General features: G+C 65.2%; 16 protein-coding genes. 9 read left to right on the top strand and 7 right to left on the bottom strand.

All coding sequences use genetic code 11. The annotated features are described in order from the left end of the window. Positions 1 to 9: 9 nt before the first annotated feature. Positions 10 to 2,403, bottom strand: coding sequence for a TonB-dependent receptor (locus IP68_RS10940; protein ID WP_054135030.1), 2,394 nt, complete (start codon positions 2,401 to 2,403; stop codon positions 10 to 12). A 759-nt stretch (positions 2,404 to 3,162) separates the two neighbouring features. On the opposite strand from IP68_RS10940, the gene IP68_RS10935 reads away from it, so the two are divergent. Genes IP68_RS10935 through IP68_RS10895 form a run of 9 tightly spaced genes read left to right on the top strand, consistent with a single transcriptional unit; the run spans position 3,163 to position 14,176 of the window. After that, the gene (locus IP68_RS10935; RefSeq protein WP_054135029.1) at positions 3,163 to 4,245 is read left to right on the top strand and encodes a putative urea ABC transporter substrate-binding protein; all 1,083 of its coding nucleotides are present in this window, start codon (positions 3,163 to 3,165) and stop codon (positions 4,243 to 4,245) included. 32 nt (positions 4,246 to 4,277) lie between these two features. Then, a complete protein-coding gene (locus IP68_RS10930) occupies positions 4,278 to 5,093 on the top strand; it encodes an ABC transporter permease (protein ID WP_054135028.1) in 816 nt (271 codons plus the stop codon). Further along, entirely contained in the window at positions 5,090 to 5,896 is an 807-nt protein-coding gene (locus IP68_RS10925; RefSeq protein ID WP_054135027.1) for an ATP-binding cassette domain-containing protein, read from the top strand. Before IP68_RS10930 ends, IP68_RS10925 begins: the two co-directional genes overlap by 4 nt. Positions 5,897 to 5,933: 37 nt before the next feature. Further along, the gene (locus IP68_RS10920; RefSeq protein WP_369814856.1) at positions 5,934 to 6,371 is read left to right on the top strand and encodes a CopG family ribbon-helix-helix protein; all 438 of its coding nucleotides are present in this window, start codon (positions 5,934 to 5,936) and stop codon (positions 6,369 to 6,371) included. Further along, on the top strand, positions 6,368 to 7,192 hold the full coding sequence (locus tag IP68_RS10915) for an urea amidolyase associated protein UAAP1 (RefSeq protein WP_054135026.1): 825 nt from the start codon (positions 6,368 to 6,370) through the stop codon (positions 7,190 to 7,192). Before IP68_RS10920 ends, IP68_RS10915 begins: the two co-directional genes overlap by 4 nt. A gap of 18 nt (positions 7,193 to 7,210) precedes the next feature. Continuing rightward, entirely contained in the window at positions 7,211 to 7,846 is a 636-nt protein-coding gene (locus tag IP68_RS10910; RefSeq protein ID WP_054135025.1) for an urea amidolyase associated protein UAAP2, read from the top strand. After that, a complete protein-coding gene (uca, locus tag IP68_RS10905) occupies positions 7,843 to 11,436 on the top strand; it encodes an urea carboxylase (RefSeq protein WP_054135024.1) in 3,594 nt (1,197 codons plus the stop codon). The genes IP68_RS10910 and uca overlap by 4 nt, the downstream gene beginning before the upstream one ends. Continuing rightward, positions 11,433 to 13,202, top strand: coding sequence for an allophanate hydrolase (gene atzF / locus IP68_RS10900; RefSeq protein ID WP_054135023.1), 1,770 nt, complete (start codon positions 11,433 to 11,435; stop codon positions 13,200 to 13,202). Before uca ends, atzF begins: the two co-directional genes overlap by 4 nt. A gap of 44 nt (positions 13,203 to 13,246) precedes the next feature. After that, positions 13,247 to 14,176, top strand: a complete 930-nt coding sequence (locus IP68_RS10895; RefSeq protein WP_369814854.1) for a YncE family protein — start codon at positions 13,247 to 13,249, stop codon at positions 14,174 to 14,176. A gap of 104 nt (positions 14,177 to 14,280) precedes the next feature. Here the strand turns inward: IP68_RS10895 and IP68_RS10890 are convergent, their stop codons facing one another. From IP68_RS10890 to IP68_RS20475, 6 genes are all read right to left on the bottom strand, one after another. After that, the gene (locus IP68_RS10890) at positions 14,281 to 14,628 is read right to left on the bottom strand and encodes a UrcA family protein (protein WP_054135022.1); all 348 of its coding nucleotides are present in this window, start codon (positions 14,626 to 14,628) and stop codon (positions 14,281 to 14,283) included. A gap of 126 nt (positions 14,629 to 14,754) precedes the next feature. Continuing rightward, positions 14,755 to 15,111 (bottom strand): hypothetical protein, encoded by a 357-nt coding sequence (locus IP68_RS10885; RefSeq protein ID WP_082382298.1) that lies wholly within the window; start codon positions 15,109 to 15,111, stop codon positions 14,755 to 14,757. A gap of 17 nt (positions 15,112 to 15,128) precedes the next feature. Further along, entirely contained in the window at positions 15,129 to 16,706 is a 1,578-nt protein-coding gene (locus IP68_RS10880) for a tetratricopeptide repeat-containing sulfotransferase family protein (RefSeq protein ID WP_054135020.1), read from the bottom strand. Further along, positions 16,703 to 17,659 (bottom strand): sterol desaturase family protein, encoded by a 957-nt coding sequence (locus IP68_RS10875; protein ID WP_054135019.1) that lies wholly within the window; start codon positions 17,657 to 17,659, stop codon positions 16,703 to 16,705. Before IP68_RS10875 ends, IP68_RS10880 begins: the two co-directional genes overlap by 4 nt. Before the next feature lie 87 nt (positions 17,660 to 17,746). Beyond that, positions 17,747 to 18,685: a LysR family transcriptional regulator gene (locus IP68_RS10870; protein WP_054135018.1), complete on the bottom strand. Its 939-nt coding sequence runs from the start codon at positions 18,683 to 18,685 to the stop codon at positions 17,747 to 17,749. A gap of 84 nt (positions 18,686 to 18,769) precedes the next feature. After that, a partial coding sequence (locus tag IP68_RS20475; RefSeq protein ID WP_197275781.1) for a hypothetical protein occupies positions 18,770 to 19,093 on the bottom strand: 324 nt, incomplete at its 5' end.

Genomic DNA, 19,093 nt, shown 5'->3' with positions numbered 1-19,093 from the left:
CCGCGCGGCTCAGTACTTGAACCGCGCTTCGATGCCGAAGGTGCGGGGGTTGATGACATTCTGCCGGAAATAGCGTAGCCTCACGCCATCGTTCAGGCCGACGCGTGACCGGTCATTGGAAACCGAGCCGACCGCATATTTGTCGAAGATGTTGCCCGCGAACACGCCGATGCTGAACTTTTCGGTGTCATAGAACACCGATGCACGGTGCGTGGTGAAACCGGGCAACTTGTCGCCGAAGGCACGGTCCCAGCCAATACGGGTGACGACGCTGCCGCGATAGGTTGCGGTCCAGTCGGCAACGATGCTGCCCTCACCCAGGGGTGCCGTATAGGTGGCCCCGAGACTGCCGCTGTTCCTTGCCGATCCGGGCAGGCGGTCGCCCGCAAGCGCATCCAGCCGGATGGGACGGCTTGGATATGTTCCGGCGGGACTGTTGACCGCGATAAGCGCGGGAACATCCTGTGTGAGCCTTGCATCCAGATAGGCATAGGTTCCCTGGATCGACACCCGTGGCACCGGTCGCAGCTGGAACGAGGTTTCAAATCCTTCGGCCTTGCCCTTGCCGCCATTGACGGTGATCCCGACAACCCCGTTGATCGTCGCAGAACCGACCTGAATACCGTCCCAGTCGATCGTGAACGCGTTGGCGTTGACCGTCAGCATTCGGTTGAACAGCTGCGCGCGGACGCCAATTTCAATGTTCTTGGTTGTATCCGGCAGGAACTGTTCCTCCTCCGGCAGAGCGCACACCGCCTGTTGGCCTGGTACCAGTGGTCCGCAGGGTGCCACAGAGTTGGGACCGCCAACGCGATAGCCCTTGCTGTAGGTGGCGTAGAGCATGATGTCGGGCGTGAAGTTGTAGGAACTGTTGAACTTCCACACCCAGCCATTGGCCCCGGCATCCCCGCCAGCCGGCGGCAGATCGAAAGGACTGATGGGATCGCCCAGGATGGGCAGCACTGCGCGGCCCGCAATGGACGAAGTATAGTCATAGTAGCGGGCGCCTGCCGTTACCTGCCATTCAGGCGTGATCCTGAAGGTGCCCTCGCCGAAAATCGCCTTTTCGGTCACTTTCGACCGGGTGAAGGCTGCATATTCGACCTCGTCTGGATTGGGCTGCGTTCCGAATGCTATGAAAGGGTGGTTGGGCAGGCGTTCACGACCAAAGCTGTCGAGCCTCTGTTCGTTGTAGAAGCCGCCGAGCACCCAGTTGAACGGACCGCCATGGCGCGAGACGAAGCGGATTTCCTGGTTGAATTGCTTGCGGCGATTCTGGTTCTCATTGAAGCCCGCAAAGGCCGGGAACGATTCATAGCCATAATCGAGGTCAAGCAGCAGGTCGGTAATGTCGCTGCTCGTGTTGTTCTTGACATCGGTATAGGCGGTGGTCGCGACCAGATCGGCAATATTGCCGAGATTGGCGTTGATCTCGACGCTGGCAAGGTGCGCCCGGCGCTTGACCGGTTCGAGAAAGCGGACCGCGCTTTGATACCGACCGGTACCGAACACGCCATCGCTGTTGTACTGGCCGCCATCGGTCTTGGTCTGCTGGAAGGCGTAAGTGAGGATGACCTTGAAGTCTTCGCTCGCCTGATACAGCAACTGATTGCGGGTGGTGATGGTCTTTTCGAAATTGACGTCGTTCTCGCGCCGCAGATTTGCCGCATAGCCTGCCGGGGTGACGAAATTGGGCCCGTTGGGCTGAGGCAGCGAAATGCCGGGACGCTGCACCAGCAGCGGATAGTCGATAAAGCCGGGGTCGAAATAATATCCCGTGGCCGACCGAAACGCGAGGTGATCCTTGATGATCGGGATGTTGATAACCGCGTCAGCCTGATACCCCAGATCGCCGCTATGCTGCTTGGCGTAGAAGCGGCCGTGCACCTCGCCTTCGAAACGATCGAGGTTGGGCCGGTTGGGGATGTTGCGGATGGCACCTGCCAGGGTGCCGAGGCCGTACAGCGTCCCTTGCGGACCCAGCAGGACTTCCACGCGCGCAATGTCGATCAGCTTGAAATCGTAATAGAGCGGGACTTCGCCCAGATAGATGCCAAGCGCGTTGTCGAAGGAATCCCCGGTTGCGCTCGAATCAGACGCATTGAGGCCGCGCAGCACGATGCTCCCGGTGGAACTGGGCCCGGTATCGACGATGGTGATACCCGGTGTGAAATCGGAGATGTCGCGCACGTCATCGATCCGCTGCTTTGCCAGCTCGTCCGCGCCGATCGCGCTGATGTTGATCGGCACGTCCTGCAGCGAGGTCGCGCGCCGGGTGGCGGTGACGACGATGGTGTCGGCACTGTTCGGGGCTTCGGATTCCTGTGCGAACGCGGGACCGGTGCCAAAGCCCATCAGCATGGTTGCGCCAAGCAGTGTGTTGCGGAACATTTTTCGTGTCATTCGGACCCCCCTTATCGGTGAGCCTTTCGTGTGAATGACATCCTTCCCCTCTGGCGCTCTGGCTAGGCCGGCACCTTGTCGGCCGTGTTGCGGCCCTTGTTTTCGAGACATAAAACGCCCCGGCCGCTGACCGCCGGGTATCTGGCAAGGTGCCCTCCAAGGTCACCATGACCGCCTGCCAGGATGAGGCTGCAGATCCGTGCACCCGGCTGATACCCGGCGGCGTGCATCAGCAGCACATCGCCGAAAAGAGCATCAACTGAGGCCTGGCCTTGGTCCACTCACCCTCGCTTGGAACTATCGGTTTTCTTTCACCCGCCATCGCAGAAACGATGTGCTTAACGGTATGGATATTACGTAATGCGTCAAGCGTAATATTTTTGCACCTGCTCAGTATGAACGAATTTCATGCTGCAGCGCACAAAATGACGCTTTTCCAAGCCGTTGCTCTGTCTCCGCATATTTCCGGAAATGCCCGTTTGAGGCGCGGGGTGAGGGAACAAGATCGCCGCACCGAATCACTTTGGCCGATTTGCAACACCCGGCCCCCTTCGACTCGCTACGGCGGCTATCTCCCGAATTTGCCGGGAAAATGGTCTTCCGGGTGCGCTGCTGCAACAGCTCAGGCAAGCCGAGACACCGCCTCCGACGTGCAGCGCGCGCGCCATCTTCGGTATTACGCTTTTTTCTGCGGGTAATATTTTTAGATGGACAACCGCCACAACTGTGCGATGCTGCACTGCGAAAGGGGATCGAATCATGATGAGGCTTTTGGGCAAACTCGGCACCGCGGTGCTGATCGCAGGGTCTCTCATGCTGGCAGCCTGTTCGCAGGGCCCCGATCCCAAGACTGAAGCAAAGACCGAGTTCACCATCGGCTGGTCGATCTATGCCGGCTGGATGCCCTGGCCCTATGCGCAGCAGGCCGGCATCGTGAAGAAATGGGCGGACAAATACGGCATCACGATCAACCTGGTGCAGGTCAACGATTACGTGGAATCTGTCAACCAGTACACCGCGGGCAAGTTCGACGGGGTGACCGTCACGAACATGGACGCGCTGACCATCCCGGCAGCGGGCGGCAAGGACACCACCGCAATCATCGTCGGCGATTATTCGAACGGCAATGACGGCATCCTGCTCAAGGGCGCCAATTCGCTCGCCGCGCTCAAGGGCCGCCAGGCCTATCTCGTCGAGCTGTCGGTCTCGCATTATCTGCTGGCGCGCGGGCTCGACAAGGCGGGGCTGAAGTCCCCCGATGTCAAGACCGTCAACACCTCGGACGCCGATATCGTCGCCGCCTTCGGTGCGCCCGATGTCACCGCGGCGGTCGCGTGGAACCCGCAGCTTTCGGTGATGAAGGCCGAGAAGGGCGTGAACCTGGTCTTCAGCTCGGCCGATATTCCAGGCGAAATCCTCGACCTGATGGTGGTCGACACCGCCACGCTCAAGGCCAACCCCAATCTTGCCAAGGCGCTGGTCGGTATCTGGTACGAAACCGTCGCGCTGATGCAGCGGCAGGATGCCGAAGGAAAGGCCGCGCGCGCTGCGATGGCCAAGCTTTCCGGCGCCAGCCCAGAGATGTTCGACAGCCAGCTGGCGACGACCTTCCTCTATGTCGACCCCAAGGCAGCGCTCGCCGCGACCACCTCGCCCTCGCTGGTCGAGACGATGACTTTGGTGCGCGACTTCAGCTTCTCCAAGGGCCTGTTCAAGGGCGCGAGCTCCGCCGACGATGTCGGCATCGGCTTTCCCGGCGGCAAGACATTGGGCAATCCCGACAGGGTGACGTTGCGCTTCGACGACAGCTTCATGAAGCTCGCCGCCGACGGCAAGCTCTGATCGGTCGGCGGGCGGCAGGAGAGACAACGGGCATGCGCTGGGTCAACCTTCATCTGAGCCGCGGCCAGCGCGTCCTGCTGGGGGCAGCGCCGATCGTGCTGCTGATGCTGGTCTATCTGGTGATGGCGGCGCAGCGCCATGCCGACAACCCCATGGACAAGATCCTGCCGCTGCCCGGCGCGATGATCACCGCCATGTCCGCGCTGATGTTCCAGCCGGACCAGCTCACCGGGCAGCTCACCTTCTGGGTCGATACGCTCGCCAGCCTGCAGCGGCTGGGGCTGGGCCTGGGGATCGCGACGATCACCGCGCTGGTGGTCGGGCTGGTGCTCGGCGTGCTGCCCCCGGTGCGCGCGACCTTCGGCCCGCTGGTCACCGGCGTCGCGGTGATCCCGCCCATTGCATTGCTGCCGATCCTCTTCATCGCCTTGGGGCTGGGCGAGACCGCCAAGGTGGCGCTGATCGTCATCGGCATCGCGCCCGTCATGGTGCGCGATATCGCAGCGCATGTCGGCGCGCTGCCGCCTGAGCAGATCATCAAGGCGCAGACCCTGGGCGCAAGCTCGTGGCAGATCATGATCCGAGTCGCGCTGCCCCAGGCGATGCCGCGGCTGATCCATGCGGTGCGCATGGCGCTGGGTCCGGCCTGGGTGTTCCTGATCTCGGCAGAGGCGATCGCCTCGGACGTCGGGCTTGGCTACCGCATCTTCCTGGTACGCCGCTATCTGTCGATGGACGTCATCATCCCCTATGTCGCGTGGATCGCGTTGCTCGCCATCCTGATGGATGCGGCGCTGACCTGGACCGGCAGGCGGGCGTTTCCCTGGGCGACGGGAGCCAGCCATTGACCGAGCCTGTGCTTCCCGGCCCGATCCTCAGCCTGCAGAATGTGTGGGTCGAATATGGCGACAAGATCGTGCTCGAGCGGGTCGATCTCGATATCGCGGCGGGATCGTTCGTCTCGATCGTCGGGCCCTCGGGCGCGGGCAAGAGCAGCTTGCTGCGGATCATCCTGGGCCAGGAGCGCCCGACCCGCGGCGCGATCGCGCTCGATGGCGCGCCGCTCGCGCCCGAATGCGGACCCGATCGCGGCGTCGTCTTCCAGCGCTATTCGGTGTTTCCGCACCTCTCGGCGCTGCGCAACACGGTGTTCGGGCTGGAGTGCCCGCAGGCACCGCTCTCGGCGCGATTGTTCGGATCGGCCCGCCGCGCCGCGCGCGCCGAAGCAGAAGCGATGCTCCACGCGGTGGGCCTCGGTGATTCGATGCACCTGTATCCCGCGCAGCTTTCGGGCGGGATGCAGCAGCGGCTGGCGATCGCGCAGGCGCTGATCAAGCGCCCGCGCATCCTGCTGCTCGACGAGCCGTTCGGCGCGCTCGATCCGGGCATTCGCGCCGACATGCACAAGCTGATCCTGTCGCTGTGGCGCGATTATCAGCTCACCATCATCATGGTGACGCACGACATCCGCGAGGCGTTCACATTGGGAACCCGCGTGCTCGCGCTCGACAAGCGCCGCCATGATCCGCACGCGCCGCACCGCTTCGGTGCCACCGCGGTTTACGACATCGCGCTGCGCAAGGACCCCGAGCCTGAACCCGAAGCTCCGCCGATTCCCCTGCCCCAAGCTCAACCACAAGAGAGTGCCTGACGTGAGTACCGAACCCACAAGCCTTGCCCGGCTCTCGATGAGCCTGCCCGGCGAGCTGTTTCGGCAGCTCGACAACATGGTGGAGGAACGCGGCCTGCCGTCGCGCTCGCAGCTGATCGCCGAGCTGATCCGCCACGCGCTCGCCGAGCATGAGGCATACACCCGCCCCGACGAGATGCTCGCGGGCACCATCACCATCGTCTATCGCGGCGACCGCGGCCGGGTGCGCCATCAGCTCGCACAGACCCAGGCGGAGTATCTCAAGGAGGTCATCTCCTCGCAGCACGTCTTCCTCGAGGACGACCAGTCGCTCGAGGTGCTGCTGGTGCAGGGCCCAGCCGTGCGGTTGAAGGATCTTTGCGATGCACTGCGCCGGGTGCGCGGGGTGCATCAGCTCCAGCTGGTCACCACCACCGCGTTGCTGCCGCCGCTCTATGAGCCCGATGCAAACCTTGCCGAAGGAGCCGCCGCATGAGCGCTGTCCTTGCCGATCCGAACGCCGCGCGCGAGCATGCCCGGTCGATGGCGGGCACCAGGGTCGAGGCGATGCCGCTGCTGCCGCCGGTCGCCGCCGACCTGCCCGAGGGCGTCTCGCCCGACGATCTGGTGTGGGAGGAGACGATTGCAGCAGGCGGCTATGCCACGCGGCGGCTGGCGCGCGGCACCCGGTTGCGGCTGATCGACACCGGGGGCGATGCCTGCGCCGCACTGCAGCTGTTCAACGCCGAAATGCCGACCGAACGGCTCAACGTCGCCGACACCGTCAAGGTGCAGTGGAACGCCTATCTGGGCGCGGGCAAATTGCTGCTATCGGACATGGGCCGGGTGCTGATGAGCATCCTCGAGGACGACGCGGGCACGCACGATGCGTTCTGCGGAACCTCGAACGCTGCCACTAATGCCGCGAAATACGGCGATGGCAGCAACAGCGGTCCGCATCCCAACGGCCGCGACCGCTTCCTGCTCGGCGCCGCCAAGCACGGGCTGCAACGGCGCGATGTCCATCCGTGCATCACCTTGTTCAAGGGCGCCAAGATCGCCGCAGACGGCGCGATTCTGCCCGAGATCGGCCCGTTCGCAGGCGGTCGCAGCGTGACCTTGCGCGCCGAGATGGAGGTGATCGTGGTCATCGCCAACGTGCCGCATGTGCTCGATCCGCGTGCCGATTACACCGTCACTCCGCTGCGCGCGACCGCCTGGCGTGGCCCGGTGACCAGCGAAGACGACGCCATCCGCAATGCGACGCCCGAAGGCCAGCGCGCCTTCCTGAACGTCGAAGACTATTTCCGCCGCTGAAAGAAGGAGCCTGTTCCCATGAGCGTCGATCCCCATCTTGCCGGGCTCACCGGCCCGGTCGTCCATGACTGCATCGTGCCCGCGCGCGCGCCCTGGCTACACCCCATCGCCGCCGGGCAGACGCTGCGCATCGTCGATCTGGAAGGCAACCAGGCGGTTGATTTCCTGCTCTACGCCACCGCCGATGATGCCGAACGCTACAGCGCGCAGGATACGGTGGCGGCGCAAGGCAATCTGTTCCTGCGGCAGGGCACGGTGCTGCGCTCCAACGAGGGCCGCGCGATGATGACCATCGCGGCCACCTCGGTCGAATATCACGACACCATCGGCGGCGCGTGCTCGTGCGAGTCCAACACGCTGCGTTATGGCCACCACACCAAGTCCGAACACGCCTGTGTCGAGAACTTCCTCGAGGCGAACCTGTCGGAAGGCCGCGGCAAACGCGACATCGTCTCCAACATCAACTTCTTCATGAACGTGCCGGTGGAGGAAGACGGCGCGCTGGGCATCGTCGACGGCATCTCCGCCCCGGGGCTGACGGTCGATCTGCGCGCCGAAATGGACGTGACCGTGGTCGTCTCCAACTGCCCGCAGATCAACAACCCCTGCAACGGCTTCAACCCCACGCCCGTGCGCATGATCGTCACCGCATGAGCTTCGACACCGTCCTGATTGCCAACCGCGGTGCAATCGCCACGCGGATCATCCGCACATTGCGCCAGATGGGGCTGCGCTCGGTCGCGGTCTATTCGGAGGCCGACGAGGATTCGCTGCACGTCGCCCAGGCCGACGAGGCGGTGTGCATCGGTCCGGCGCGCGCGTCCGAAAGCTATCTCAACGTCGCCGCGATCCTCGAGGCTGCGCGCCGAACCGGCGCGGGCGCGATCCATCCGGGCTATGGCTTTCTCGCCGAGAACGCCGAGTTTGCCGAAGCCTGCGCGCAAGCGGGAATCGTGTTCATCGGCCCGACGCCTCAAAACATGCGCACCTTCGGGCTCAAGCACAGCGCGCGCGCACTCGCGGCTGCGCATGGCGTGCCTCTGGCGCCTGGCACCGATCTGCTCACCGACGAGGACGAGGCCGCGAGCGCCGCAGACTCAATCGGGTACCCGGTCATGCTCAAGGCGACTGCAGGCGGTGGCGGGATCGGAATGCGCATCTGCGAGGACGAGGCCGCGGTGCGCGAGGGCTTTGCTGCGGTCCAGCGCCAGGGGCTGGGCAATTTCGGTGATGCGGGCGTGTTCCTTGAACGCTATATCCGCCGCGCGCGGCATATCGAGGTGCAGATCTTCGGCGATGGCGCAGGCACTGTCGTCGCGCTGGGCGAGCGCGACTGTTCGCTGCAGCGGCGCAACCAGAAGGTGGTCGAGGAAGCGCCCGCGCCCTTGCTGCCCGCCAATGTGCGCGCGGACCTGATCGCTTCGGCGATCCGGCTGGGCCAGGCCGCGAACTACCGCTCCGCAGGCACCGTCGAGTTCCTCTACGATTCCGAGCGCGAGCAGTTCTTCTTTCTCGAGATGAACACCCGGCTGCAGGTCGAGCATGGCGTCACCGAGGAGGTGATGGGGATCGATCTGGTCGAGTGGATGGTGCGCGGCGGCGCGGGCGATTTCGCGTTCCTGTCCGATGCGCCGAGCCAGCCCAAGGGCCATTCGGTGCAGGTGCGGCTCTATGCCGAGGACCCCGCGCACGATTACCGCCCGACATCGGGCACGCTGACCGCGGTCGAATTCCCCGCCGATATCCGCGCCGAAACCTGGGTGATGGCGGGCAGCACGGTCAGCGTCTGGTACGATCCGATGCTCGCCAAGCTGATCGTCCACGCCGATACGCGCGAAGCGGCCGTCACTGCGATGCAGGCCGCGCTCGATGCGAGCCGCGTCGATGGCATCGAAAGCAACCTCCGCTGGCTGCGCGATGTCGTGCGATCGCCCGCCTTCGTCAGCGGCGAGGTTTCGACCCGCGCGCTCGATACAATCGAGTATCACCCGCGCAGCATCCAGGTGGTGAGCGGCGGCACCGCGACCACGGTGCAGGACTGGCCCGGACGCCAGCGTCTGTGGTCGGTCGGCGTCCCGCCCTCGGGCCCGATGGACGATCAGTCGTTCCGGCTGGGCAACCGCTTGCTCGGCAATGCGGAGGGCACCGCCGGGCTCGAGGTCACGATTTCGGGCCCGACTTTGACCTTCAACGCGCCCGCGCGCATCTGCCTGATCGGTGCAGATTTCGGCGCAACGCTCGATGGCGTGGCGGTTCCGCGCGGCGAGGCCCTGGACATTGCTGCCGGCCAGACCCTCGCGCTGGGGCGCGCCACGGGCGGCGGATTGCGCGGCTATATCCTGCTCGCCGGCGGGCTCGATATCGCGCCGTATCTTGGCAGCCGCAGCACCTTCGAGCTCGGCCAGTTCGGCGGCCACGCCGCGCGCCGCCTGCTCGCGGGCGATACGCTGCATCTGGGCGATGAGCCGACTGGCACGCCCCTGCCCCGCGCAGCCATGCCCGCGCTTCCCGGCGAATGGACGCTGCGCGTGCTCTATGGCCCGCACGGTGCACCCGATTTCTTCACCGATGACGACATCGACACCTTCGTCGCGGCGCAGTGGCAGGTGCACTACAACTCCAATCGCACCGGGGTGCGGCTGATCGGCCCCAAGCCGGTCTGGGCACGCAAGGATGGCGGCGAGGCGGGGCTTCACCCCTCCAACATCCACGACAACCCCTATGCCATCGGCGCGGTCGATTTCACCGGCGACATGCCGATCATCCTCGGCCCGGATGGCCCGTCATTGGGCGGTTTCGTCTGCCCGTTCGTGGTGATTGCAGCGGACCGCTGGAAGATCGGCCAGCTTGCGCCCGGCGACACCCTGCGCTTCGTTCCGGTCAACGCGCACGATGCGTTTGCAGCCGACAGCCTGCAGCGGCGTCTGCTCGCCACCGGCGACGGATGCGAGCTTGGCCCCGCACGGCCGATCGCGACGCTGTCGCCGATCCTGGGAATGATCCCGCAAGACCCGCAGCGCCCGCGCACCGTCTATCGCCAGCAGGGCGACCGCAACATCCTGGTCGAATACGGCCCGATCGTGCTCGATATCGAGCTGCGTATCCGCGTACAGGCGCTGATGACCGAGCTCGAGCGGATGGCGCTGCCCGGTGTGATCGATATCGTGCCGGGCATCCGCTCGCTGCAGTTCCATTTCGATGGCGCGACGATGACCCAGGGCATGGCTCTTGCCGCCTTGATGGGCGCGGAGGAACGGCTGGGGGATCTTGAGGACTTCACCATCCCCTCGCGCATCGTCCACCTGCCGCTGAGCTGGCGCGACCCTGCGACCATCGAGACGATCGAGAAGTACATGGGCGCAGTGCGCGACGATGCGCCATGGTGCCCCGACAACATCGAGTTCATCCGCCGGATCAACGGCCTGCCCGATGCGGCGGCAGTCGAGAACCTGATCTTCGAGGCGAACTATCTCGTACTGGGCCTGGGCGACGTCTATCTCGGTGCGCCGGTCGCAACGCCGGTCGATCCGCGCCACCGGCTGGTCACGACAAAATACAACCCCGCGCGCACCTGGACCCCGCCCAATGTCGTGGGCATCGGCGGCGCGTATATGTGCATCTATGGCATGGAAGGCCCCGGCGGCTATCAGCTGTTCGGGCGAACGCTGCAGGTGTGGAACACCTATCGCCAGACCGACGCGTTCACCGAAGGCAAGCCCTGGCTGCTGCGCTTCTTCGACCAGATCCGCTTCTATCCGGTCAGCGCCGATGAGCTCACCGAATGGCGGCGCGACTTCCCGACGGGAAGGCGCTCGATCCGCATCGAGCCTTCCGAGTTCCGGCTGGCCGATTATCGCGCATTTCTCGCCGACAATGCCGATGCGATCTCGGTTTTCGAGCAAACCCGCCAGGCCGCGTTCGACGAGGAGCGCGCCGACTGGCAGCGCCGCGGCGAGTTCGACCGCGCCGATCCTGCCGAGGCCGAGACGGTCGCGGCGGGCGCGGTCGAGGTTCCCGAGGGCGCCGATGTCATCGAGGCCCCGTTCGGCGGCAGCGTGTGGAAGATGCTGGTCGCGGTGGGCGATACCGTCGAGGCGGGGGATGCGATCGCGATCATCGAGGCGATGAAGATGGAATGCCGCGTCGACAGCCCCGGCGCAGGCACGATCAGCGCGCTGTATGCGCAGGAACGCCAGTCGGTGCAGCCCGGCGCGCCGATCCTCGCGCTGACGAGGCACGCATGAGCGCGCCGGGTCGCCTCAGCGCGAGCGCGATCGCGCAGGCGGTCGCCAGCGGTGCGACAAGCGCGGTCGCCATTGCCGAGGAAACGCTGGCGCGGCTCGATGCCTATGACAGCATCCAGCCGCAGATCTGGATCAGCCGCGCATCGCCCGACGCGCTGATTGAGGCGGCGCGCGGAATCGATGCGCGGGTCGCGGCGGGCGAAACATTGCCGCTCGCGGGCGTGCCGTTCGCGGTGAAGGACAATATCGACGTCGCTGGGTTCGAGACGACCGCAGCCTGTCCCGACTTCGCCTATGCACCCGAAACGTCCGCGACCGTGGTCGAACGCCTGCTGGCAGCAGGTGCATTGTGCGTCGGCAAGACCAATCTCGACCAGTTCGCCACCGGTTTGAACGGCACGCGCAGCCCTTATGGTAGCCCGCGCAACGCCTACAATCTTGCCTATGTCAGCGGCGGATCGAGCTCTGGCTCGTCGAGCGCGGTGGCGGCAGGCCTTGTCGCCTTTGCGCTGGGCACCGATACCGCAGGATCGGGCCGGGTGCCCGCCGCGTTCCAGCACCTGATCGGGTTCAAGCCCAGCAAGGGCCGCTGGAGCAACCGCGGCGTGGTCCCCGCTTGCCGCACGCTCGATTGCGTTACCGTGTTCACCGACGATACGCGGGACGCGCGGTTGGTCGATGGCGTGGTCGCGGGATTTGATGCCGCCGATGCCTGGTCCAAGCCGCTCGCCGATCGCCCGATTGCGCGCAAAACCATCGGCGTGCCGCGCCGCGACCAGCGCGTGTTCTTCGGCGATCCGGAATCCGAGTATCTCTACGATCGCGCGCTGGCCAGGCTTTCCGTGCTCGGCGACATCGTCGAGATCGACTACGCCCCGCTGCAGGAGGCCGCGCAATTGCTCTACAGCGGGCCCTGGGTCGCCGAGCGCACTGCGGCGATGGAGAGCATCCTCGCCAGCAACCCGCAAGCGATCGATCCCACCGTGCGCGAGATCGTCTCGGTCGGGCTGGAAACGCGCGGGGTCGATCTGTTCAACGGCATCTACCGCCTCGCCGAATTGAAGCGCCACGCCGACACGCTCTGGCAGAGCATCGACCTGATGGCCTTCCCCACCACCGGCACAACCTACCGCGTCGCCGAACTCGCCGCCGCGCCGATCGCGCTCAACAGCGCGCTTGGGTTCTACACCAATTTCGTCAACCTGCTCGACATGGCCGCTTTGGCCGTTCCCGCAGGAACCCGCGCCAACGCCACCGGCTTCGGCATAACGCTGATCGGCCCGGCGGACACCGACCGCGCGCTGCTCGATGTCGCCGACGATTATCTTGCCATCGCCGATCTTCCCCCACCACCCCCGCTCGATCTGGAGGGCAAAATGCAGACCGTGAAACTCGCCGTCGTTGGCGCGCACTTGAAAGACATGCCGCTGCACTGGCAGCTGACCTCGCGCGACGCGACCTTCGTCGGCGCGTTTCAGACCGCGCCCGAATACCGGCTCTATGCCATCGCCAACAGCACGCCGCCCAAGCCCGCTTTGGTGCACAGCCCCGATGGCGCGGGAATCGCGGTCGAGGTCTACGAGCTGGGCGTCGCCGAATTCGGCAGCTTCGTGGTCGAGGTGCCCCCGCCGCTCGCGATCGGGACGGTGACATTGGCCGACGGCACTTCAGTCAAGGGCTTCGTGGCCGAACCGCGCGCGATGACCGGGGCGCAGGACATCACCCATCTGGGCGGATGGCGGGCGTATATCGCGCAAATGACCTGATTTTTTCCGGCAACTCGAAAGGGCAGACGATGCAGAAACTTCGCATGACGGCCGCAGCACTCGCAGCGGGGATTTCCGCCCTCTCACCTGTGGCACAGGCGCACCCCGAGCAGGTGATCGACGTGCCTGGCTTTGCCGATTTCCTCGCGGTCGATGGCGACAGCGTCTGGGCGACCAACGATGGCCGTGTCGAACGCTGGTCGCGCAAGGGCAAGATCGCAGGCGTTGCCATGTCCAAGCCCTGCGGCGCGATGGCGATCCTGGACGGCTCGCTGTGGGTGGCCGACTGCAAGGAGAAGGCGCTGGTCCGGATCGACACGCAGACCGCACAGAAGGTCGCGACAATTCCGACCGGCCTTGCCAGCACGGGCGAATTGAATGTGGTCGCAGGCGCAGGATCGATCTGGGTGGCGAGCGATAATGTTGCGGGCAAGGTTGCGCGCGTCGATCCCGCCACCAACACCGTCATCGCCAGCATCACCGTCAGCCCCGGAACCTGGTATCTCACCTATGGCTTCGGCGCGGTATGGGCGGTGAGCAGCGAGAGCAAGACAGTCCAGCGCATTGATCCTGCCACCAACACGGTCACCAAGACGACTACGCTGGGCAATATCCCCGGCTTTCTGGCGGCGGGCGAAGGTGCGGTATGGGTGCAGGAACAGGGCGACGGCACGGTGGCGAAGATCGACCCCGAGACCGGCGCGGTGCTGGGCCGGGCCAAGGTCGGCGCGGTGCTCAAATATGGCGATATCGATACCGGCGCCGGGATGGTGTGGCTGCGCACCACCGAGGACCAGACCTTCGTCGCGATCGACCCGAAAACACTCGAGGTCGTCGCCAGGCTGGGCAAGGCGGAGGGCAGCGGCGCGCTGCGCTATGTGTCGTCCGGGACCAGCACCGGCCTTTGGACATCGGCGCACGACGTGCACACGCTGACCTGGTGGCCCGAGCCGATCCTCACGCCAAAGCCCTGAAACGCAAAGCCTTGAATCGCAAGGCCTGAAACGCAAGGTCTGCAACGGGTACCCTCGCCCATCCGCGACCGGGTGCTCCCGGCCGCGGAACGGGCAGGAAAGGATCAGCGCAACGCTGCGACCTGGGTGGCCGAGGTGCTCGCGCGGGCAAGCCGGGCTTCGATCTGCGCGCGGACATCGGCGGCCACCGACACGCGGCATTCGCGAGTCTTGGCCTCTGCTGCGAGATGGACATTGGCGAGACGCTCGCCGCACACCGCGCGCGCGGCCTGATCGACACGGATCGCGAGACGCTGCTGGCCATCGGCGGTCGACAGATCAAGCCCCTGCAGGTTGAGGATCGCCTTGTCCTTGGCGAAAGGGTTCTCGGATGCGGTGTTTTCGGATGCGACAGCGGCGCCAGCCGAAAGCGCAAAGGCAAAGGTGGCGAGTGCCACAAGGCCGGTTTTCATGGTTCATCTCCTTGCGAGTGACAGATACGGCTCTGCGGCCGCTGGCGCACTGTATAGCGCCACGCAAGGAAACTTTCAATATAGTGCGCAGATTTGTTCTTTTATTACTTTGCTCTGACCCCGTTATTACTTCACCCGAACCACCAGCATCGCCAGATCGCGCTTGGGCGCCAGCATCCCTATGGGCAGCGGAGCCTCTTGCGCGACATCTGCGACCGCCACCGAAATGCTCTGCGCATGCGGCGGTGACCACGCGCGCACGGTGCTCACCGGAACCCGAACCCGCCAGTGGCGCGCGCCCTGCGTCTCGACCTCATGGCCGTTGATGCGGATCTGCGCAGTCGCATCGTCGCGTCGCCCCGTGACCTGCAGGCAGCTTTGCGCGCCGCATGCAACCAGCCGGGTGGCAGGCGCGGGCCCGGCCAGCGCGGGGGCGGATATCGCCAGCAACGGGCTCAGCGCAAGCAGGGCAAATCGGGTCATAAGCGGGGTGCTCCGTGTCATTCGGTGGCGATGCCGTGCTGTTCGAAAAAGGCGCGGACGGGCTCCAGCACCTCGGCATGCCGCTTCCAGCGGGCGACCGAGTCGGAGTAGATCGGGCGGCGGACCTGCGCGGCGCTGGGGGTCGAGACGGGCGCTGCGTTCTCGTGAAAGCTGAGGCAGCGCTCGGACCAGTCGAGCCCGGCATGCTCGATCAGGCGGCGGGTCTGTCCCTGCTGATCGGCGATGAGGTCCTCATACGCGACTTCGAGCACCCGCCCGGGCATCTCGCGCGCCCACAGCGCCATCAGCCGGTCGAAGCGGACATAATAGGCCGCGATATCGAGCAGGTCGTAGCTGTAGTCGTAGTAACGCGAGCTGATCGCGAACAGGTTGCGGAAGTTGGCAAGCACCGTGTCCATCGGGTTGCGACGCAGGCAGATGATCCGGGCCTCGGGAAGCGCGCGCGCGATGAAGCCGGCATACTGGAAATTGCCCGGAAACTTGTCGGTGAAACGCAGCGACGGGTCGCGGCGGTGATGCCGCGCGCGCTTGAGATAATCGTGCCCGATTCGACCCATGTCGGCCCGCGAGGCGGCCGCGATGGTCTCGGCGTCCAGAACGGTCCGGCTGCGCGTCGCCGCTGCCATCTTCACCGCCAGCGGCATCGCCTGGAGTTCGCCTGCGCTTTCCACGCCGGGGTGCGAGGAGACGATGCGGTCGACCAGCGTGGTGCCGGTGCGCGGCATGCCGATGATGAAGATCGGTGCCTCGCGCGAGAGCGCGGCGGCAGGCGCGGCGCGCACCGCCGGCCAGTGCGCCTCGATCGCATCGAACGCGGCGGCGTCGCGCGCGAAACTGTAATCGAGCGTGCGGCGGTGCTCGTCATTGGCCGCGCACAGCATGTCGAGCGCCTGGTCAGGCTCGCCAATATCCTCGAGCTCCTTGGCCAGCGCATAGCCCAGCAGCAGCCGGTCGCGGCCGTCTCGCGCCTGGGCATGGATCCGGCCCAGCCGCGCAACATGATTGGCCCCGGCGCTTTGCTTGCGCAGGCTGGAGAGCAGGTGGTGCGCGCGGGCATGGCCGGGCACCATCGCGATCAGCGCTTCCAGCGCCGCGTCGGCGGCATCCACCCGGCCCAGAAAGTTGAGCGTGACTGCATGGTTGTAGCGATATTCGCTGTTGCCCGGCTCCAGCGCGACGGCATGGGCAAAGTGCACCAGCGCTGCGGCATGATCCCCCAGCCTTGCATAGACGCAGCCCATGGTATCGCGGCTGAGCGCGTCTTCGGGCGGCGCCTTTTCCGCCGCACGCAGGGTCGCCGCCGCATCGCCGTCGCGCCGCACCAGGCAGAACAGTTTGGCGAGTTGCGCGCAATATTCGCCGCGCGGGTCGAGCGCCACCGCACGGTCGAGATGCAGCACCCCCGCCTGGATCCGCCCCTGGCTCGATTCGACCACACCTAGCAGGAAATGCGCCTCGGCATCGCCGGGGCTGTCCGCCAGCAGCGCGCTCGCCAGCGCGTGGGTTGCCTGCAGGTCTCCCTTCGCCAGCGCCTGGCGCGCCGCATCGATCCGCCGGGAGCGCGTGACGATCATGCCGCGGCAGCGCCTCCCGTGCCGGCATCGTCCTGCCCGGACGGGCTCGCCGGCTCGGGGACCGCTCCTCGCGATCGCCGGATCCGGTCGATCAGCGGCTGGAACGGAAAGATCGTCTGCTCCCAGATCGAGAGCCTCCTGCGATCATCCTGCCCCACCAGAACCCCTTCGCCCTCACGATAGGTGCCGAAGATGCGATCGAGCAGGATCAGCGAATTGCCGTAGTTGCAGCGGGTGTTTTCGTAATCGGTCGAATGATGCAGGCTGTGATGGCGGATGGTGGTGAAGACGTAAGAATACCAGATCGGCGGGTTGGACTTCACATTGGCGTGCGCGAAGGTCGCGATGACGTTGAGCGTGTTGAGCCCCGCAAACAGCGCGGTCATGTCGAAGTCGAACAGCGCCAGCACGCTCAGGCTGATCAGGAACAGCTCGATCGGGTTGCCCACCGCACCCTTTGCGGCATTGAGCTGGGTGATGTGGTGGTGCGGGGCGTGGGTCAGCCAGAACGGCGTCGAATTGTGCATCAACCGGTGCATCCAGTACTGGCCGAACTCCAGGATGACGATGACCATCATCACCTGCACCAGCCAGGGCACCTGCGCCATCCAGGTGGTGGAGATCCCCAAAGCGGTCTTGGCCGCGAGCAGCGGGTCCTCGGCCAGTGTCTTGCTCAGCCAGGCGATCACCGTCGCGCTCAGCACCACGTAGAACAGGTCGGTGAAGAATTCCTGGGCATTCATCCGCCAGCCGCTGTGCCGCTCGTGCACGAACTCAAGCAGCAGAACGATCACCGTGATCGCCGAAGAGGTGATGATTAGCGTCCAAGGATTTCCGGTCACCGCCTTGGGGGCACAGGCCCAGAACAGCAGCACCAGCGCGATCATGAAAGGCGGGACAAGGTTGAAAACCCGGTCCTTCAGGCTTTCAGAAGGGGTGACGATCGGTGACATGCCGCAGCTCCGTTGTGGCGGAGAAGTCTGCGCTGCAGTGCATCATAAGGGCAGGGGCAAATCCTGAATGAAAGACATAGATGCGATCTATGCCCGGCGCAGCGCCCTTACCCGGCGAAAGACCTCGTCCCAGAACAGTTGCGTCGCGGTGTCGCGCGCAGGATCGGTGCGGGCGAGCAGATAGATGTCATAGCTGGGCTCGACATCGGCATGCAGCAGTGGCCACAGCCTGCCTTTGGCCACCTCGCCTTCGGCCGCCAGGATCGGCAGGAACCCGATGCCGACGCCCAGGGTGATCATGCGCTTGGCCTCGTTGATATCCTCGGCCAGTCCGCTTGCGCGCGTGCCCAGCCGGTTGCGGCGGCGCAGATGGGTGATCAACTCGATCTCGTCCTCGCCGGTGAGCACGAAGCGCTCGTCCTTCAGGTCGCTCAGTCGGCTGACGCGATGCCCGAAATAGGGGCTGCTGCGCGAGCAATAGAGCTGCTGCCGCTCGACCAGCAAGGGCTCGTACATCAGGCTGCCGCGCACCGAGCTGTCATAACTCACCCCGATCTCGACCTCGCCCTGTTCGAGCGCGTCGAGCACCTGCCGCCAGGGCGACACCCGGATCTCTATATGGATATCGGGGTTGCGCCGGTGGAAGCTGGCGATCGCCTCGTCGAATTCGGGCGAGACGAGCCCCGAGACGATCTGGATGCGGACGAACCCTTCTACCCGCTTGGTCGCCTGCGCGATCTGGTGCGGCATCATCCGCGCCGATTCGAGCATGTCCTCGCACAAAGCCAGCATCGCCTTGCCCGCCGTGGTCATCTCCACCCCGGTGGCGGTGCGGTGCAGCAGCGTGGTGCCGACATGCTCCTCGAGCCGCTTGAGCGCCGCGCTGATGCTGGGCTGCTGGCGGTTGAGCGTGCGCGCTGCCGCACCGATTCCGCCTGCACGGACGATGTCGACAAAGGTGCGCATCAGGTTCCAGTCCACCCGGCTGGCGAATTTCTTGTCGATCAGCGGAATGCGGTCGCTCATTTCGGTGATTCCCCCCGGAATTGGTGTCGTCGAGGCCGAGCATAGATGAAATCGATGGGATTCCAACAATGCGCTGTTACGCCGCTATGCCCCGCAGGTCCTCGCCCACACCCCATAGCCGCGGCGGCTGCCGATCCGCGCATAGCATGACCATGCCGCAGCAAAGCGCGCATCCTGGCGCAGGAAGGCGAGATAGTCGAAAGGCTCGCCGCCGAAGAACAATTTGCGCCGGTTTTCGTCGATGAACACCCGCTCGGGCCGGTAGGCGATCAGGTCATCGACCATATTGCCGCGTGCCCGGTCGAGCACCTCGGCAAGCTCGCGACACACCTGCCCGGCACAGTCGCCGCGCTGCAGCCGAATATGCGCGCCGGGCACCAGCCAGTGCGCGGGATAGCGGCTTTCCCA

Source organism: Blastomonas sp. AAP25 (genome assembly GCF_001295965.1).
Classification (GTDB): Bacteria; Pseudomonadota; Alphaproteobacteria; order Sphingomonadales; family Sphingomonadaceae; genus Blastomonas; species Blastomonas fulva.
The sequence above is the reverse complement of the archived record's forward strand: the minus strand, read 5'-3'. Positions and strand labels throughout refer to the sequence as shown.

Excerpts from the sequence above, each read along its gene's own strand:
- IP68_RS10940 (WP_054135030.1), bottom strand. The coding sequence starts at position 2,403 with ATGACACGAAAAATGTTCCGCAACACACTGCTTGGCGCAACCATGCTG.
- IP68_RS10935 (WP_054135029.1), top strand. The coding sequence starts at position 3,163 with ATGATGAGGCTTTTGGGCAAACTCGGCACCGCGGTGCTGATCGCAGGG.
- IP68_RS10930 (WP_054135028.1), top strand. The coding sequence starts at position 4,278 with ATGCGCTGGGTCAACCTTCATCTGAGCCGCGGCCAGCGCGTCCTGCTG.
- IP68_RS10920 (WP_369814856.1), top strand. The coding sequence starts at position 5,934 with ATGAGCCTGCCCGGCGAGCTGTTTCGGCAGCTCGACAACATGGTGGAG.
- IP68_RS10915 (WP_054135026.1), top strand. The coding sequence starts at position 6,368 with ATGAGCGCTGTCCTTGCCGATCCGAACGCCGCGCGCGAGCATGCCCGG.
- IP68_RS10910 (WP_054135025.1), top strand. The coding sequence starts at position 7,211 with ATGAGCGTCGATCCCCATCTTGCCGGGCTCACCGGCCCGGTCGTCCAT.
- uca (WP_054135024.1), top strand. The coding sequence starts at position 7,843 with ATGAGCTTCGACACCGTCCTGATTGCCAACCGCGGTGCAATCGCCACG.
- atzF (WP_054135023.1), top strand. The coding sequence starts at position 11,433 with ATGAGCGCGCCGGGTCGCCTCAGCGCGAGCGCGATCGCGCAGGCGGTC.
- IP68_RS10895 (WP_369814854.1), top strand. The coding sequence starts at position 13,247 with ATGACGGCCGCAGCACTCGCAGCGGGGATTTCCGCCCTCTCACCTGTG.
- IP68_RS10890 (WP_054135022.1), bottom strand. The coding sequence starts at position 14,628 with ATGAAAACCGGCCTTGTGGCACTCGCCACCTTTGCCTTTGCGCTTTCG.
- IP68_RS10885 (WP_082382298.1), bottom strand. The coding sequence starts at position 15,111 with ATGACCCGATTTGCCCTGCTTGCGCTGAGCCCGTTGCTGGCGATATCC.
- IP68_RS10880 (WP_054135020.1), bottom strand. The coding sequence starts at position 16,706 with ATGATCGTCACGCGCTCCCGGCGGATCGATGCGGCGCGCCAGGCGCTG.
- IP68_RS10875 (WP_054135019.1), bottom strand. The coding sequence starts at position 17,659 with ATGTCACCGATCGTCACCCCTTCTGAAAGCCTGAAGGACCGGGTTTTC.
- IP68_RS10870 (WP_054135018.1), bottom strand. The coding sequence starts at position 18,685 with ATGAGCGACCGCATTCCGCTGATCGACAAGAAATTCGCCAGCCGGGTG.